Raw genomic sequence first — 17,436 nt, 5'->3', positions numbered from 1 at the left:
AGGGCGCAGCAGAATTGCTGCGCCCTTTTTTTGTATTCTGCTGTGCATGACTTCGTCCCTTGCGACGATCTGCACGGCCGCTCCAGCGAACTCAATCGGAGCACTTGCCGAGGACGATTACTGGCATACGCTATTGCACTACAAGCGGACAATCTTCTCGCAAAAAAGCACGATTGATGATCCCAAATTCTTTTTAAGTCCTGAGGGGGCGACCAACCCAACAGCCGAACTCGAAGCCACCGTTGCAGCCTTTTCAACGGGAGATCCATCCGATGAAGCGCATCCAATCAACCGCTTCCCCGCGCGCTTGAACTGGCTGCAGAAAAATCTAGCGCCCGAACACACCGCGCGTTTCGTCGCGGCTCAAAGCAGCACCTTCGAAGAAGTTTGGGACACGATGGAACCAACTGCGGCAAGCGTTATATTCCCGACTCAATATATGAACAACCCTGCCTCGTTGTTTGGTCACACGCTGATCAATATCGAAGGCAAGCGTAACGAAAAAATACTCGCGTATTCTATCAACTACAGCGCCATCACCGAAGAGAGCAATGGGCTCATCTTCGCAGTCAAAGGCATCTTTGGGTATTATCCTGGGCGTTTCTCCATCGATCCATATTATCAGAAAGTTCAGCAATACAGCGACCTAAGCATGCGCGACATTTGGGAATATAATCTCAACCTAAACCAAGACGAAGTCCGCAACCTGATACTTCACCTATGGGAATTGAAAGATGCCTACAGTAACTACTTTTTCTTCAAAGAGAATTGCTCTTATAATTTACTGTTCCTACTCGATGCCGCACGTCCTGCCAGCAACATGGTTGACCAATTCAAACATTGGGTGATCCCCGTTGATACGATCAAAGAAGTCCGCAAAAACAATTTCATTGCGAGCGAGCACTACCGCCCCTCGCGCTCCACCACGATCAAACGTATCGCGTCCACTCTGCCTAAGGAGCTACAAGAGCGCAGCGTTAAGGCAACCAAAAGCGATGCTGCATCAATTGAACTGACCAAAAGCCTCGACAATCGGGAAGACAAAATCCGCAGCCTAGACCTCTCCGCAGAACTGCTGCAGATGTATCACGCGGACGGTAAGATCGATCAGAAGACCTACGCAGACCGGTTTCTCACGATCTTGAAGCAACGTGCCCCTCTCGGCAAAGTAGACGACGATTTCTACCCAAACACCACACCGCCGCCGCCACACATGGGACACGACTCCAGTCGTATCACTACTGGTTTTGGTAGCTACGACAGTCGCGACTTCATTTCCTTTAGTCTGCGCCCCGCGTATCATGATTTAATGGATCCCAGCGCGGGCTACACGCTCGGCAGCGCCATCGAATTTCTCAGCGGCGAGTTCTACTATTACACCGATGAACAAAAGCTAGAGGTGCGACAACTCGACGCCATTAGTATTCAATCACTCTCCCCTATTGATACCTTCTTTAAATCCAAATCGTGGACGCTGAATACAGGGCTTACGACCATCAAAGAGAAAGACAGCCATGATCGCCACACGGCGATCTACTTCGATGCCGGTGTCGGCGTGAGTGTTTCGCTCTTTGATAACTCTATCGGCTATGCGCTGATTGAACCCGCGATTTATCTGAACAAAAGCCTAGCCTCCAATCACATGGCTGGCGGCGGAGGCGTTGTCGGCCTGCTCAGCAAATGGACTCCGAAGTGGCGCAGTCAATTCGAGATACGCCAGCGCTACTACTTCCTAGGCGAGGACAACAACTTGACGGAATTCAAAGCCAAAGCCGCCTATAGCCTAGGGGACACCACCGCCCTACAGGTCAGCTTTAGCCGTAGTCACGAGTTCGAGCAAACGTGGAACGAGTTGCGCTGCTCCTTTCAGTTATTCTTCTAAAACGAAGACTGAACAAATCCGTCGCAGCCTTGTCTTTCACCAGACGCTCATCAGAGTGATTTTAACATGTCCAAACGCCACCAGATCCTTGACAGCTTTAAAGTAAAGCGTTCACAAGCCGACTTTTGGCTCAACTGCTTGCTATATGGCTGTCTCGGGCTGGCATTTCTACCGATCACACTCTGGGTAGCATCCAGCGCCAATGAACAAAGCCGTATCTTGCACGCACTCATCGTGCTCGTCATGGCGATCTTCACGCTCGTCCTCTACACTCGGATCGACATCACAGAACCACTCACACTCAACAAGAGTGCCCGCAAAACACTGTTCGCTTCGTATGGCCTGCTGCTTCTAAGCGCCATCTCGCCTTACGTCATTCCACCTTCGTCTGTATACCTGAACGTGATCGGCTCGCTGTTAGTGATTCCCGCCTACTGCTGCGGACTCGCCTCAACAGTGCTCTTCGTCTTCGGGCGTGATCTACGCCGCATCACCTACACAGCGACCGGGACCTTCTGTGCTTTCATGCTGCTCAGCATATTAATGGCACCACTAGACTGGCCGTTACGCACACTCGCAGGCAAATGGAGCGGGGCAGCCCTCTCTGCCATCGGTAAAACCGTCGAACTCGGAGTGGTGGGCAACACAGCAACAGAACCGCCGCAGCTCATCCTCCTAGTCAACGAGCACCCCTTCCATGTCGCATCTGAATGTAACGGATTTGGCGTCATTCTAACCAGCCTACTGCTTTCGGTGCTGCTAACCATCTACCGTAGAAAGGGAACAATCGAGGCATGCCTCAACATACTAGCAGGCATCACACTCGGCTTCATTTTCAATACGCTCCGTATCCTGATTATCGTGCTACTGGCTCCGTCGATGATGGAGCACTACCATTTAATGCACGAAATCGTTGGCACCATCACCTACTGGGGCTGCTTAATTTTGACGTGGATTCTGCTCAAAGGTCCGACTCAAACGGAGGCCTAAACTCGGATTTGCCATTTCAGCATTTTTGACACATAGTGTTGGCATCATGAAAGCATACCTCGTCGCCATCGCCCTACTGCTACCCCTCGCATCGTCAGCCGCTAACTCAAAAGTCGAAATCGGCCAGACACAGGAGCAAGCCATTGAAGCCTTAGGAAAGCCACAAGGCACCATTCACCTAGGCGATAAAACACTGCTCCTCTACCCCGAAGGCGAGGTAAGCATTCGCGATGGAGTCATTGCCGAGATCGAGCTCATGAGCGACAAACAGTTCGCGAAAGACCAAGAACGAGCGAAGCAGGAACATGCCGAATGGGTGATTCAACAAGAAAAACTGGCCGCGGATCACATCGAAGCTGGCGAAAAACTAAAAGCCTTCAAATTACAAAGCAGCACCTTTGCAGCACTCCCTGCCAAAGATCGCGTAGATTACTGGCGTAGTTTTCAAATCAAATTCCCACAAGTCGATGTCTCTCCTGAAATCGGGCGTGCGCTGGAAAGCTACCAAACTGAACTAGCCGAACTGAAGAACCGGGAAAAAATCGCCGAGCTCGAAACACGCGTCGCACTTGCCGAAAAAGAAGCCGCAAGCGCCCGCCTCGAAACCGAAAAAATCCGCAAAGAAACGGAGTCCGTCAGCAACTCTGAGATCCGCATACGAGACTATTACACCACCCCTTATAACTACTACTATCGCCGTCCCACAGTTATAATTAACCCAAGCATGCACAAAAAGACACACTACAACCAAGACAAGCTAAACTGGTCGAACTGGGACAAGAAGAAGAACAACAACAACAGCTGGCTACCAACCCAACGCTCAGGTAGCATAATGCAGAATGTAACAGGCACAGTGAATACGAACTAGTTCGTAAGCCACACCACTCATGAGTTACACCCAAAGGGGACGACTCAATGATATATCACGAATCCGCTAGTGCCGGGTAATCTGTATACCCGCGAGCCTCTCCACCTCCGAAGAGTGTATGAGTATCGCTGATTTCGTTAAGGGGAGCTCCCAACTTAACACGCGCGGGATAGTCTGGATTCGTTAGGAAATTCCTACCAAAACCGACAAGGTCGACATATCCTGAGGCGATCAGTGCATTTGCTTGTTCAGGGGTCTTATTGCCTGTGACAATAATTGTCTTTGTGAAACACTCGCGCAACTGAATGCGAAAGTTCTCGGGAATCGCTGGTGCATCGTCCCAGTCTGCTTCGCACAAGTGAATGTAGGTCACGCCAAGTTGATCTAAGGCCTGTGCGGCAAGCATGATCGTCTCCAAAATATCGGGGTCGCTCATATCTTTAAAACTAATAAATGGCGAGAGCCGGACGCCCGTCTTGTCTGCTCCGATCTCGTCGACGACAGCTCGAGTAATCTCAACTAACAAGCGAATGCGGTTCTCTAGGCTGCCACCGTAATCATCAGTGCGATGATTACTATTACTCCGCAAAAATTGATCGATCAGATATCCATTCGCTCCATGAATCTCTACGCCGTCAAATCCAGCGTCGATGGCATGACGAGCACCCACTCGAAATTCGCCAATAACTGCATCAATATCATCGAGGGTCATTGCACGTGGCTCATCGACCGCAATCATCGTAGCATCACCATTCGGGGCACCATCAAAAATATACACCTTAGTGTCTTTGGCCGGAATCGCGGACGGCGCGATGGGTTGTAGCCCATTAACTTGAGCGCTAGAGACTCGACCAACATGCCAGAGCTGCAGAAAAATTTGACTGTCCTTGGCGTGGACTGCTTCGGTAGTGAGTTTCCAGCCTTCCACTTGTTCGGCAGAATAGACCCCAGGCGTCTTCGCATAACCCATGGCTTGAAGTGAAACTTGAGTCGCTTCAGTAATGATCAAGCCTGCGGAGGCACGCTGAGCATAGTATTTAGCCATCAATGCATTTGGAACATCGCCTGGCTGCGATGAGCGCGATCGAGTCATCGGCGCCATTACGAAGCGGTTACTCAGTTTGAGTTCGCCCATTGTATAGGGACTAAAAAGATCGAATTCATTCATAATGGTTACAATTGGAGATGGAAACCATAGATCTACATGAGCTGAGCAGTGATTGCAAACGACCACGCAAAAAACAGGCGAAGGTGGGTGCAGCTAGCTTGCTTAGAACGGTTGCGAGTTATCCGCACCAGCAAGCTCAGGGCGATTTGTATCTTGGTTAAAGCGCATGGAGAGCAGCTTAGATACGCCCTTCTCCGGCATTGTCACACCGAATACGGTGTCTGCGTTAGAGATCGTGCGCTTATTGTGCGTCACGATTAAAAACTGCGACTTCTCGGTAAAGCCATGCAGTGTTTCACAGAAGCGGCCAATGTTCGCATCGTCGAGTGCCGCATCAATTTCGTCGAGCACACAAAACGGACTAGGCTTCACCAGATAGATCGCAAACAGCAGTGCCACCGCGGCCATCGTGCGTTGCCCACCAGAAAGCAGTGTGACACTTTTTAGACGCGTCCCCGGAGGGCGAGCGATAATATCGATCCCCGACTCAAGCACATCCTCAGAGTCCACTAAGATGAGATCCGACTCACCTCCACCGGAAATTTTCTCATAGGTGAACGCAAAGTTCTTACGCACTTGCTCGAAGGTATCTCGAAACAGTTTCTGCGAAGTCTCGTTAATTTCATCGATCGTCTTAACCAACGCATTTTTAGCCTTCCACAGGTCCTCGCTCTGATTCTTCAAGAAATCGTGGCGCTCCTTCAAGTCAGTATACTCGCTAATGGCATCGAGATTCACTGGCCCCATATTCGAGATACGGCTCTTCAACTCGGACACTTCGTCTTCGATGATCGCCCAATTAGTCGACTCCATCTCAGCAAGCTCCTCTTCCGTCGGATCGCGACGCTCATGCTTCGGTTGGGCGGAAAGCTTATCAGGATCATCTAAATCATCGAGATTCACACGCTTATCAAACTCAACATTGCCTTCCCAAAGTTCGGCCTTCCAATCGACTCGCTCCAGCTCGACCTGATAGTCGTCGTGCGCAGCGCTGTGAATAAATCCGATCTGTGATCGCTCTTCAGCAAGACGGATTTCTAGGCGCGTCATCTCTTGATCATACGTGCGCCCTTCATTGCGACGCCCGCCCAAACTACCATCAATACCAGTAATCACGGCGTCCATCTCTTTGATGCCCGCACGATCTTCGGACAATGAAGCCGAGGCGACCTGTAAAGTCTTCTCAAGTTCGAGACTCTTCTCACGCTCGCGAGCCCCGCTGCCCTTGAGCTGGCCGATCTGTTCATTGATCGTATCAATTTCTTGGTTACGGCGAATGATTCGGTTCTGCAAACTCGCTGTCTCACGCTGCACTTCACCCAGCACGCGATCGACTGATTCAAGACGTTGCTTCTTCTCCGCCAATTCGAGACGAACGTCCGCAAGTGCTTCACGCTTTTGATCGCGGGTCTCACGGGCTTCAGCAATGGCATCCTCTAGATCAGTGCCGCTTTGGCGCTCTTCGAGCAATGCTTTCTCAGCAGCGACGAGTTCCTGCTGCGCTTCTTCAAGCTCTTGCACCGAGTCACCATGCTTCGCATCCAGTCGCTCCAGATCATCCTCACTTTTGTGATGCGACCGAGCATTGTGCTCGACCTTCTGCCCTTGGTTACGCTCTTCGGCGACGAGCCCAGACACCTCACTCGCGAGTTCGCTCAGACGTTGACGTTGCTCTTCGACGGTCGCTTCTGCAACGAGACGCTGATCTTCCAAGGTGGTGGATTGCTCACGTAATGTATTGAGCGCCTTACGCTCAGTCTCGATCTCACTACGAAGTTTACGAATCTCAGATTCGCGCTCGATCACACTGGAGGACTTTTTACCCGAAGTCCGCCCGCCGTGAATCAAACCACGGCAGTCGATGATCTCACCGTTCTTAGTTGCAACGAGTAAGAAGTTAAACTCCGGATGCGCTTTCCAAAACTTAACAAAGCTCTCTAAGCTTTCTGCAAAGTAGCAATTTGTAAGCAAACGCGCCACGGCTTCGCTCAAGCTAGAATCGCGTGCTAGCACGACCGAAACTGCCGCCACGATATCGTCAGGCAACTTCACCCCAGGTATCTTACTATGCCCAGCCTCTAAGTTCACTTGCAAACAAGCACGACCCAGCTGATCGGCATCCAGCCGATCAATGACCATGAGCGCCTGCTTCGTATCGCCAATAAACAGTGCTTCCGCAGCTTGACCAAGCAGCGTCTCCAGAGCACTCGTGTATGCGGGCTGCACCTTCAGCTCTTTCGAGATAATCGAGACACTGTTCTTCGAAACCACCTCGCCGAGTTTATCGCCTAGGATCGCTTTCGCACCTTCGCCAAATCCTTCAAATTTCGCCTGTAGATTCTCAAGCACATTCAGCTGAGCAGTTTTACGTGCGATCCCACGATCCTGCTCTTGGATCTGCTCCTGCATCGTGCGGGACTGTTGTAGAATTTCCTTCGAATCAACACGGGCCTGCTCCAACGCAGATTCACTGAGTTGCTGCTCCTCACGACGTCGTGCCAGCAAGCGCTGAATATCGGCATGGCCTTTTTCCAGCACGACCACCTCTTCTTTGAGCGTTAAAAGGGTCTCGGTCAACGCAGCGTGCTTGACCTGATAGGTCTTGAGATCGACTTCGAGAGTCGTGCAACGCGAGCGGGAGCGGTTGATTCGGTTCTCCGCATGCAGCACCGTCTGTCGGCGTTGCTGCAGTTGCGCTTCCATCTCGCCGAGCTGCTCCTGCGCTCGAACGAGTTCATCACTGCGGTCACGAAAAATACGATCCGAATCATCGACGACGTCGAGCTGTAGCTGCTTATTTTCAGATTCATTACGAGCACGCTCAGCCAACTCGTTCTGCTGCGCTTCCAGGCCTTGAATCTCTTTTTGATATTCCGCGATGCGTGCTTCGAGGTCCTTCATGCGGATGCCTGAGAACTCAGCCTGGTTCTCAGAATTCTCCTTCTCAGAGCGCAGGTTAAACACGCGCTGCTGCAGCTCCTGCATCTTCTCGTTGAGGTCGGCACGCGCGGCCTTTTGGACTGCCAGAGCCTCTTCGTCGGCAGCCATCGATTCGGTGTGTGCTTCTAGCTTCTTACGCAACTCGTCGGCTCGCGTTGCGAGTGTATCGATTGAACCTTTTAACGACGTAAAGCGATACGCACTGAACGCCAAATCCAAATGCGTCAGACGGTGCTTAATCCGCTGATAACGGAGTGCCTTGCTGGCTTGACGTTTCAACGAACCGATCTGCCGACTCACTTCTTCGATCACGTCCGTCACACGGGCAAGGTTGGCATCGACGAGCGAGAGCTTGTTGAGCGCCTCTTTACGCTGCGCTTTGTAAAGGGTAATACCGGCTGCTTCCTCAAAAATAGTGCGCCGCTCAGATGGATTGGTCGATAAGATCTGGTCAATCTGCCCCTGTAGCATGAAGGAGTAAGACACGCGCCCCACCCCAGTATTCGCAAATAAACGCTGGATATCTTTCAGCCGCGAAACCTTGCCATTGATATAGTAATCACTGCCACCGTCCCTTGTAACACGCCGAGAAATCTCGACCTCGTTAAACGCAGTCCCTAACTCGGCCTCGCAGTCTGTAAAGGTCAGTGACACCTCACAGGTGGGCAGGCCCTTGCGTTTATCTGTGCCCTCAAAAATGACGTCTTGCATGGACGCACCACGCAGCGCCTTGGCGCTCTGCTCGCCCAGCACCCAGCGAATCGCATCGACGATATTACTCTTACCGCAACCATTCGGTCCGACCACGGCCGTCACCCCGCGGCGCAAGTCAAGGCGCGTGCGATCGGCAAAACTCTTAAAACCACTGATGACGATCTCTTTGAGATACATGGATACTGATTTGGACTACGAAAGATGGGTAGAAAAAACTAGAAGAATCGCCCAAAGCAGCACTCGCAATCCTAAAAGATAGTAGGGAAATGGTTGCGAGAGAGCTCAGAGGTGCTAACATTAACGAAAACGTTAAACCAGCCTCACTACTTATGTCCGATTCTACACAATGCTCCCGCGATGAATGGCCGATCAAAGCCTATAAAGACCTCAATTTCCTAAACAGCGATGGCGCTCGTAATATCCGAGTGCTCGCGGAAATGACCGAACCCGGCATTCGCTTCGCCGAAGAACAGGTCAAAGACACCATCGTGCTATTTGGCTCCGCACGCATCATGCCTGTCGACGTTGCAGAAGCAAAATTGAAAGAGCTCCAGGCAACGATTGTCGATTCTTCGAACCTTACCGCCGGCGAAAAAGATGCCCTGCGTTTGGCCAAGAGCGCGGTCAAAGCAGCACCCTACTACAACATGGCTGTCGAACTCGCAGAAGAGCTGACAAAGTGGACAATGAGCCTCCCACCAGAAGAACAACACCGCTTCATGATCTGCTCAGGTGGCGGCCCGGGGATCATGGAAGCTGCAAACCGTGGCGCTCATAATGCGGGTGGCAAATCCATCGGTCTGGGCATCAGCCTCCCTTTTGAACAAGGCGTCAACGAATACGTCCCTAAAAACCTACAATTCGAATTCCACTATTTCTTTGTCCGCAAATACTGGTTTGTCACAATGGCAAAAGCTCTAGTCGCCTTTCCAGGCGGCTTTGGCACGATGGACGAGCTATTTGAAACACTCACACTCGTGCAAACTGGTAAAACCGCCGAAAATCCGGTGATCGTCCTCTTTGGTAGCGAATTCTGGAATAGTGTCGTCAACTTCGAGTCCTTAGTCGAATGGGGCACGATCTCGCCTGAAGATCTCGATCTGTTTACCATCGTCGACACCGTAGAAGAAGCACGCGACAGTATTATCAAGCAATTGACCGAGCGCTACCTTTCGTAGCCGCCCATCAGGCACGTCTCCTAGCGATAGACTCTCTCACTATGTAGTGAGAGCAGTTTCACGCTGACACAGAGCAAACCGTTCAATGCGACCCAATAAACCGGGCTCTGGAAAATAAAGTCCACAAAGGCATGTCCAAATACCATCGCGAGGCCAATTAATAGCATCACTGCGCTCATGGCATTGCCCGAGGCTCGAAACAGTAGGCACCACACCCAGTAGCCCAAAATCAGCAATAAGAAGCTGCAACCGACGACCCCGTATTCACACAGAAACTGCACGACATCATTGTGTGCATAGCGATAGAATTTACGCCCGATCCACCCTCGGCTAGGGTGGTAGCGTTTGTAAAAAATCTCTGGATAGCTTTTCTGATACATCGGGAAGACATAGCGCCATGAGCCCGCGCCCCATCCGAACCACAGTTCTTCCTGTGCCATTTTCCACGTCACTTTCGTAGTAATCGCTCGCGAATCCTTGTCCGCAGTTTCAATCGTCTTCTCTATATCTCCAAAACGCTTCTCAATATTCTGCACATCGACGTATTGAAACGCCATATAACCCCCTGCCCCGAGTAATGAGCCGATCACCAACGTCAGCACGATCGAATTACGTATTGAGGTCGAAAACAGCCACCGTGCAGCAGCTGCGACAAAAAAGCACGCCGTCATCACACCGCCAAACAAAATGCCACCCCGCGAAAGCGCCAAACCAATCGAAGTCATCAGCACCGATACAAATACAAACAGTAACAAATGAGGCCCGCCGCTCTGCGCACGTCGCTCCGCTCGATTGAAATGGTAGAAATAGAGCACCGCACAAGCGAAGATGATTAAATTCAGATACGCCGCCCCCTGATTTCGGTAAAAGAAGGTGCCCCAAAAGCTATGATTCGGTGATTTCACCGACCACAGCACTAGCTTGGTGCCGCTAAAATCCTGCAAGATCGCGACAATTGCCATACCAACTCCACTGATCACAAGCGTCCACAACAACAGAACCGCGCTACTGCGTCGACGCACGCCGACCCAAAGTCCCCAGACCAAGGTAAACGCCGCAGTAAAACAGGAGAGCACCCGAAAGGCATCCATCGGCTCATAACTGGCATCAACACTGCTCGGCAGCCAGCTAATGGGCTTCACTTCTTCAACCCGCCAACCGTTCTCTCCCCAAATCTGCACCCACGCTGGATTCAGCCCTTGGATGCAAACATAGACCAGAAAGGCCAAACCAAACCAAAAGACAGGGAATCGTAGCAGGCGCTTAAAATTCTTTCGATTCCCATGCTCCCCATCCGAGCCATTCCAACCCTGCGGAAGCGGCACGATCGAAAACAAAAAAGTCAGCAGCCCCCCAGCCAACAAAGTATGCAACGACCAGAGACGAACGCCCGCGAGTCCCCATGCAGTAAAAGCCAATGTCAGTCCTCCGACCAACACCACCGCCCATTCACGGCGCGCAACAGAAGGAGATCCCATAATCGAACTTAAGAAAAACTCGGTTGATACGCATCGTGCAAACGAAGTAGGCCAATCAATTTACCTCCTTCATTCGCAACCACTGGCAACACTGAGATCTGAGAACTACGATCCTCCATAATCCGCACCGCATCCCCTAGAGACATACTTAGCTGTGTGAAAATAGGAGACTTCGTCATGCAATCTCCAACCCGCATGCTCAAAATGTCGCCCTCCTGCGAAAGTATACGCCGAATATCACCGTCTGTGATTATCCCAGTCAAACAACCATCCCCATCGACGACACAAGCCCCGCCAAGCGGATACTTCGTCATTCGGATCACCACCTCACGCAGGGTCTCTTCAGCCTGCGCACATGCTACTTGCTCCGCAGCGTGCATCACATCGCCCACCGTCATCAATAAATTCCGCCCCAACTGACCACCGGGATGGAAAGTCGCAAACTCCTCTTTGGTAAAATCACGTGCCTGCACCAGCGCAGCCGCCAAGGCATCACCTATCGCTAAGCTCACCGTCGAGCTCGACGTCGGCATCAAATTCAACGGATCAGCCTCGCGCTCAACACTGCCATCCAGCACAACGTCTGCCCCCTTCGCTATCGGCGAGTCCATATTGCCCACGATCGCAATCACTGGAGACTTAAACTTCTTAAACATCGGCATCAAACGCAGCACTTCAGAAGTGCTACCACTCTTCGACAGAACAATTGTCGGATCCCCAGGCTGATAAACGCCGAGGTCACCGTGAATTGCCTCAGCCGCATGCAAAAATACAGAAGGAATACCACAGCTAGACAAGGTCGCTGCCAGTTTAGTGCCGATGTGACCGGATTTACCAATCCCACAGATGACTAACTTGCTATTAGACTCCAAGATCACATCCAACGCGCGCTCAAACGATGCCCCCAAACGATCCGCAGCAATTTGAATTGCCGCAGCCTCTGCTTGCATTGATTGACGCCCTACCTCGAGTCGATTGAGACCTGAATTACTCATACCACAGACCTAATCAGCTCCCTCGATAAGGTAAAGCAATTTGCCAGCACATTACGACGCCACCGCAACGCGCCACGCCACGACGATCAAAAATAGTGCCAGCCCACCGACAAGGACTGACCAACGCTGCAACAGCACGAACCAACGCTGCGCACATGCCCCGAGCGCGCCCAGCACGGCACCGCATAGAAACCCACTAATATGTGCAGCGACATCCACATTGCCTTCGCCATCGCCCACCCCAAACAAGCCCAACAACGTCAGCCCACCAAACAAAGGAACCAACCACCGCGGTAGCGATAAGCGACGGTCTGGCGCAGAAACCGCAGCCCAAATGCCAACCCCCGTCAACACACCCAACGCCCCAAACACCGCAGTCGAAGCACCAATTGAATAATGCGGCTCTGGATAATAGACCACCGCGTTAAGCACATTACCGGCAATCCCACTCAGCAGCACCAAGAACCAGCCAGCCGCCGCGCCGAAAAATCGGCAGACAAAAAACGTAAAGCCCAAGCCTGAAATCAAATTCGAGACCAAGTGCACCACATCCGCATGTAGCGTCAGAGCCGTAACAGCTCGCCACCACTGCCCGGCCCCCATCATCGCCACAGCATCCGCCTGACCACTCGTCACAATATCCGAGCGCCCCTGCCAAACAAAACAGCCGATCAACACCGCAGTATAGAGCACGAACGACCACCACCCAAAATCAAACTCCTCATATTCAAAGCGCCCATCACGACGGCCACGCCTCGACTCCAGCGCCGCGATAGCATCCAGCTCGGCACAGACCTCAACGACTCGATCCTCCTGCACGCAAATCACATAGCGCTCCTCGTGCAGCTCCATCCAATACGCATTGCCCATCGCCAGAATGGCTAAGCCCGCCTCGCCAGCTTTAACATAATCATCAAGCACAGCGACTGCGATGAGCCCCTCTTCCGGCTCAAAATCAACCAAGTCAATCGGCCCATGCCTACCCTCTATCGCTTTCAAGCTCGCCATATTGCCATCATGCGCTAGTCTTCAACTCGCAATCAACCAATAAACCCATCACGTATATGATAAAAAAGATATTCCTATTCCTACTTATTCTGGCAATTGCTGGAGCAGCCGCAGTTTACTTTTTCGGCTCGAGCGCCCTAAACAAAGGCATCAAAACAGCTGTTGAAAAGTTCGGCCCCGAAGTCACACAGACTGCCGTCCGCCTTGATGATGTAAATATTTCCGTCCTCTCTGGCAACGGCACGCTCACAGGCCTCTATGTCGGAAACCCAGACGGCTATGAGAACGAAAACATCTTCGCCCTCGGCGAAATCGACGTCGACATCGATACCGGCTCAGTCTTCAGCGATAAAATCATCATCAACAAAATCCACATCAAAAAACCTGAAATTAGTTATGAAAAAACACTGTTGAGCTCCAACATCAAAGCACTTCTGAATAACATCGAAGAGTTCTCTGGTAGCTCAGACAAAACCACGCCAGAGCCAGAGGCTGGAACACCCGCAGAGAGCGGCCCCTCCAAGCAAGTCGTCATTAAACAGCTAATCATCGAAGACGGCACAATTTTCGTTGGTCTAATGGGGAACAGCACCACCGTGCCACTACCTCGCATCGAGATGAATGACATCGGCGAGACTGGCAACAAGAAGAGTATGGCAGAAGTCATCGATCTCGTCCTCAACGAAGTGCTGAAATCAATCGGCCCAGCCATTGCAGAGTCAGGTGACGGTGAAGGCGTGATTAATAAAGCTACAGACAGCATCAAGGGTCTATTCGGCAAATAGGCACGATCCCCATTCATTATTTTAACAATAAAAGCGCGGCTCTTCGGAGACCGCGCTTTTTTCATGCCCCAACTCACGGTATCGCTCGCGTTGAGACTCAAGCACATTGAGCACCAAAGCGCGCGTAGCCCATAGCGCCGAAACTAAGACCGTGTCACGAAAGGTTTGAGCCATTCAAATTAAAGGTAGCGGTGTGCGTCCCGCGCGCCATTGCATACTCAGGCCTGTGGCGGCCGGGACGTCCGCCTCGAATTTGGATATTCGACAGTAGCGCCTTCGAGACCGACCTGCGCTACCAGCTCAAACCTATTAGGTAAGGGTATCAGACTGGCCCCAACTCTGAATTTCACGTCACATCGCGTAGTGGCGTAATACCTATTCTTATATAGAATTAATCTAAAGTGACCTTACTCAAGAAACGGTTCGCATAATCGAGTTCCTTGAGATTCCCAACCGATATAAGCACTGATATCACCTCACCTAAACGTATAGTCAGCGAGAGGAAGCCATTTATAATATCACACTCCTAAGCCGTTTTTTTTACGTAACACACGATGAATCGGAAAACTCCCTGCCACAGACCGGTGCCATCGATCGAGGGGCAAAAGTAATTGGCAGACCTCTTTCCAGAGCGCCTGCCTTCGCCGAGAGGTCAGCCTGTCACAATGTGTCATGTCACCCTGCCCTGAGCGGACCTAGCGTTCTAGCTTGACCACAAGAGCAAAAAAAGAGGCACGGGATGGTCCCGTGCCTCAGTGTTCATACAGTTATTTGTCTAGTGCGACGGCACAACCAAATGAGCTAGTTAAGCGCTTAACGAATCCATGTCGCCTTCGCATCTTCTTCTTCCTCTGTTCCATCGAGGTCGGCATTTATTCTAGCCTTATATTCGCTTGATGCCTCGGCTGCACGCTTAGCTTCAATGGAATTAATCAACTCTAATTCGGCCGCTGGAATTTCGTAACCAGGGATCTGTGAAGGTGTTAATTCCATGACTTCCATCTGGCGTGGATCTATCACATCCGCATAGGTGCTGCCATCTGGATTCAGTGTTTTAGCGGTCAGGAAAATGATTAGATTCGTTGACGCAACGTCCGATATATCATGACGGAACAATTGTCCCAGATAAGGTAGGTCCCCCAATAACGGCACCTTAGATTCATCTTCCACCTCTGTTTCAGCAGTTAAACCGCCCAAAGCAATCGTATAACCATCCTTGATCGTCACTTGAGTCTTCGCATCACGCTTTTTGAAGATCTGATCTTCAAGGATTGAGCCATTCACATTGGTTGACACGGTGTCGCCAAGTGCGCTCACGACCGGATGCACATCCAGTGTAATCATACCAGCCGCATTGACCGTAGGCGTCACATCCAACTCGATACCAACAAAGCGATACTCAATTTCTCCTGTCTCTAGCTGTCCAGTCTGGTCATTGACCGAGAACTCACGGATCGGGTAATCTTCGCCCACCTGAAAGACGGCTTGCTGGTTATTCATCACAACGACCGTCGGATTGGAGACTAATTTAGAGCGGTTTTCAGTCTGAATCGCAGTCAACGTCGCAGCGAACTGAGAACTAGAGAAAACCGCAACTAAACCACCTGAAGCACCAGTTCCCGCAATATTAGCTAAGCCATCACTAATTGTATCTTGGCCGCCAATCACCTGACCACTGCCGCCAGACGCTGGAGGTGTATTAGGAGAAGGAGAAAAGCCAGGATTACCGGAACCAGCACCATTACCACCGAGGAGATCACCTTCATTCTCATTTAAGTAAGCCCAATCAACTCCGATATCTGTCAGATCTCCATTAGAGACTTCGATGAATTTAGACTCAATCATGACCTGATCCGTCACACGATCCAATGTATCAATAATCTCTTGGATCTTATTCATACGTGACGGGCGTTCAGTAATCACCAATGCATTGCTACGAGCATCAACCTGAATACGTCCACCAGCCGCAGGATCAATCAAAGGTGCAATTGATCCCTGAATTTCTGATGATTGAGCGTAGTTAAGAATAAAAACACGTGTATCAACAGGCTCGGTGACCAAGTCCTCGATGCTCTTGATTCGGATAATATTACGATCCTCTACGTATGTGAAGCCGAGTGGCTCCAACACAACTTCATACACTTGGTTCCAAGTAATATTGCGAAGCTTAATAGATGTGCGACCTTGGAGCGCATCAGGAATGACAACATTCAAGTCAAACAGATCCGCAACATTGCGTAGTATCGTGCGCACGTCTTCATCAGGAAAGTCCACAGAGATGGTCTCCTCCTCTGCCATTGTAGCTGTTCCTGCCGGGACTTCTTGCCCAGGCAATTGAAGGACCACTTCGCTACCACTCGGAAGCTCGCTGATCGCCTCTTCTTGGATAACTGGCTCTACGACATCCAGGGCAACTCCATCAATTGTAGCATCTGGGATATCAACTGTCTCTGGAGCATACGCTTGAACTGGCTCTACCGCGGGCACTTCATTAACAGAGGCCACTTCATCGACGGTAGCATCCACGACTGCAGGTTCTGCATCAGCGCGAGTCGCCTCGATTTTCCCAAAAACAGGACCTTCGGGAGCATCGGCAATATCTGCATCCTCAGCTAGAGGAACGAGATCGACGTCCTGATCTGCAACCTCAGTGAGAGGAACGAGACTCTCTGATGGGAGTTCATCACTTTTGACAATAGCAGCATCTGATAAATCAATGTCGCTAGCGGAATACTCCTGTGCCCACAAAGCAACTGGGGCAAAGAGTAATAAGGTAATTTGATGGTATTTTTTCATACGGTTGTTGGTTGATTGAATGAGAACAGAATAAATGATGATTCGTTATATACTAAAAAAAGGTTAACTACTGACCGGAGTCCTTGGTTGCGCCAGTCGATCCATAGAATGACACAGGAAAAGTGCTCGTCCCCATACTGAGAGTATATCCGCGAGATGAAATATCTGACACGGTTATAGTAAAAGTCTGATCCTTGATCTCAGGAATGTTCGCAGGAAAACTAGTTCCAGACTTCAACAAGCCGCCTCCTTGAAGTTGTAAATAATTCTGGCCACCTTTTTCTAGGGTGCCACGCACTTGAATCGCAAATTTAAGGCCAATGGCTTCAAGAACAGAAGCATCATCGTAGGCAACAGCTTCAGCCACTGGAGCCTGCTCCTCTACAGCAACAACCACTTCCGGCGCTTCAGCGCCGTAGGGACTATCAAGCGTCTTCAGCAATGCAGCGAAGTCTGAATCACCTTGGCTCAGATAAGTTTCAGCGACATCCAAAACAGAAATACGCACGGGATGTGCCAAGACACGATCCTTGGAACCAGATAATTTAATCTCAGGAGTTTCAGCGCAAAGAGAGGCTCCGAGAAAGAGGTTAGCGCAAAGTAACAAAAAGTATGTTTTTTTCATAACGTTCCT

13 protein-coding genes are annotated in these 17,436 nt (G+C 50.8%); 5 read left to right on the top strand and 8 right to left on the bottom strand.

The features are described 5' to 3' along the window. The first annotated feature begins 46 nt into the window (after positions 1–46). The 3 genes from GZZ87_RS06960 (at position 47) to GZZ87_RS06950 (ending at position 3,740) form a co-directional block, all read left to right on the top strand. On the top strand, positions 47–1,882 hold the full coding sequence (locus tag GZZ87_RS06960; protein WP_162028034.1) for a DUF4105 domain-containing protein: 1,836 nt from the start codon (positions 47–49) through the stop codon (positions 1,880–1,882). 66 nt (positions 1,883–1,948) lie between these two features. After that, positions 1,949–2,872, top strand: a complete 924-nt coding sequence (locus GZZ87_RS06955; RefSeq protein ID WP_162028035.1) for an archaeosortase/exosortase family protein — start codon at positions 1,949–1,951, stop codon at positions 2,870–2,872. 46 nt (positions 2,873–2,918) lie between these two features. Next, positions 2,919–3,740, top strand: a complete 822-nt coding sequence (locus tag GZZ87_RS06950) for a hypothetical protein (RefSeq protein ID WP_162028036.1) — start codon at positions 2,919–2,921, stop codon at positions 3,738–3,740. A gap of 55 nt (positions 3,741–3,795) precedes the next feature. On the opposite strand, the gene GZZ87_RS06945 is transcribed toward GZZ87_RS06950, so the two are convergent. Both GZZ87_RS06945 and smc read right to left on the bottom strand, forming a co-directional pair. Next, positions 3,796–4,908 carry an alkene reductase gene (locus GZZ87_RS06945; protein ID WP_162028037.1) on the bottom strand — a complete coding sequence of 371 codons (1,113 nt, stop codon included), beginning with the start codon at positions 4,906–4,908 and terminating at the stop codon, positions 3,796–3,798. A 102-nt stretch (positions 4,909–5,010) separates the two neighbouring features. After that, the gene (gene smc, locus GZZ87_RS06940; protein ID WP_162028038.1) at positions 5,011–8,739 is read right to left on the bottom strand and encodes a chromosome segregation protein SMC; all 3,729 of its coding nucleotides are present in this window, start codon (positions 8,737–8,739) and stop codon (positions 5,011–5,013) included. Between the two features lie 152 nt (positions 8,740–8,891). On the opposite strand from smc, the gene GZZ87_RS06935 reads away from it, so the two are divergent. Then, complete coding sequence (locus GZZ87_RS06935) at positions 8,892–9,740, top strand: TIGR00730 family Rossman fold protein (protein ID WP_162028039.1); 849 nt, start codon at positions 8,892–8,894, stop codon at positions 9,738–9,740. Between the two features lie 20 nt (positions 9,741–9,760). Here GZZ87_RS06935 and GZZ87_RS06930 read toward each other — a convergent pair whose 3' ends face one another. Genes GZZ87_RS06930 through GZZ87_RS06920 form a run of 3 tightly spaced genes read right to left on the bottom strand, consistent with a single transcriptional unit; the run spans position 9,761 to position 13,212 of the window. Then, complete coding sequence (locus tag GZZ87_RS06930; RefSeq protein WP_162028040.1) at positions 9,761–11,218, bottom strand: O-antigen ligase family protein; 1,458 nt, start codon at positions 11,216–11,218, stop codon at positions 9,761–9,763. Between the two features lie 8 nt (positions 11,219–11,226). Continuing rightward, entirely contained in the window at positions 11,227–12,213 is a 987-nt protein-coding gene (locus tag GZZ87_RS06925) for a KpsF/GutQ family sugar-phosphate isomerase (RefSeq protein WP_162028041.1), read from the bottom strand. Positions 12,214–12,264: 51 nt separating this feature from the next. Continuing rightward, positions 12,265–13,212 carry a rhomboid family intramembrane serine protease gene (locus tag GZZ87_RS06920; RefSeq protein WP_162051202.1) on the bottom strand — a complete coding sequence of 316 codons (948 nt, stop codon included), beginning with the start codon at positions 13,210–13,212 and terminating at the stop codon, positions 12,265–12,267. Positions 13,213–13,277: 65 nt separating this feature from the next. On the opposite strand from GZZ87_RS06920, the gene GZZ87_RS06915 reads away from it, so the two are divergent. Further along, complete coding sequence (locus GZZ87_RS06915; RefSeq protein ID WP_162028043.1) at positions 13,278–14,006, top strand: hypothetical protein; 729 nt, start codon at positions 13,278–13,280, stop codon at positions 14,004–14,006. A 21-nt stretch (positions 14,007–14,027) separates the two neighbouring features. Here the strand turns inward: GZZ87_RS06915 and GZZ87_RS19705 are convergent, their stop codons facing one another. From GZZ87_RS19705 to GZZ87_RS06905, 3 genes are all read right to left on the bottom strand, one after another. After that, entirely contained in the window at positions 14,028–14,180 is a 153-nt protein-coding gene (locus GZZ87_RS19705; RefSeq protein WP_162028044.1) for a hypothetical protein, read from the bottom strand. A gap of 639 nt (positions 14,181–14,819) precedes the next feature. Then, positions 14,820–16,802, bottom strand: coding sequence for a secretin N-terminal domain-containing protein (locus GZZ87_RS06910; protein WP_162028045.1), 1,983 nt, complete (start codon positions 16,800–16,802; stop codon positions 14,820–14,822). A gap of 67 nt (positions 16,803–16,869) precedes the next feature. Next, complete coding sequence (locus GZZ87_RS06905; protein WP_162028046.1) at positions 16,870–17,427, bottom strand: hypothetical protein; 558 nt, start codon at positions 17,425–17,427, stop codon at positions 16,870–16,872. Positions 17,428–17,436 lie beyond the last annotated feature (9 nt).

Origin of the sequence: Lentimonas sp. CC4 (assembly GCF_902728235.1) — a bacterium.
Classification (GTDB): domain Bacteria; phylum Verrucomicrobiota; class Verrucomicrobiia; order Opitutales; family Coraliomargaritaceae; genus Lentimonas.
The sequence above is the reverse complement of the archived record's forward strand: the minus strand, read 5'-3'. Positions and strand labels throughout refer to the sequence as shown.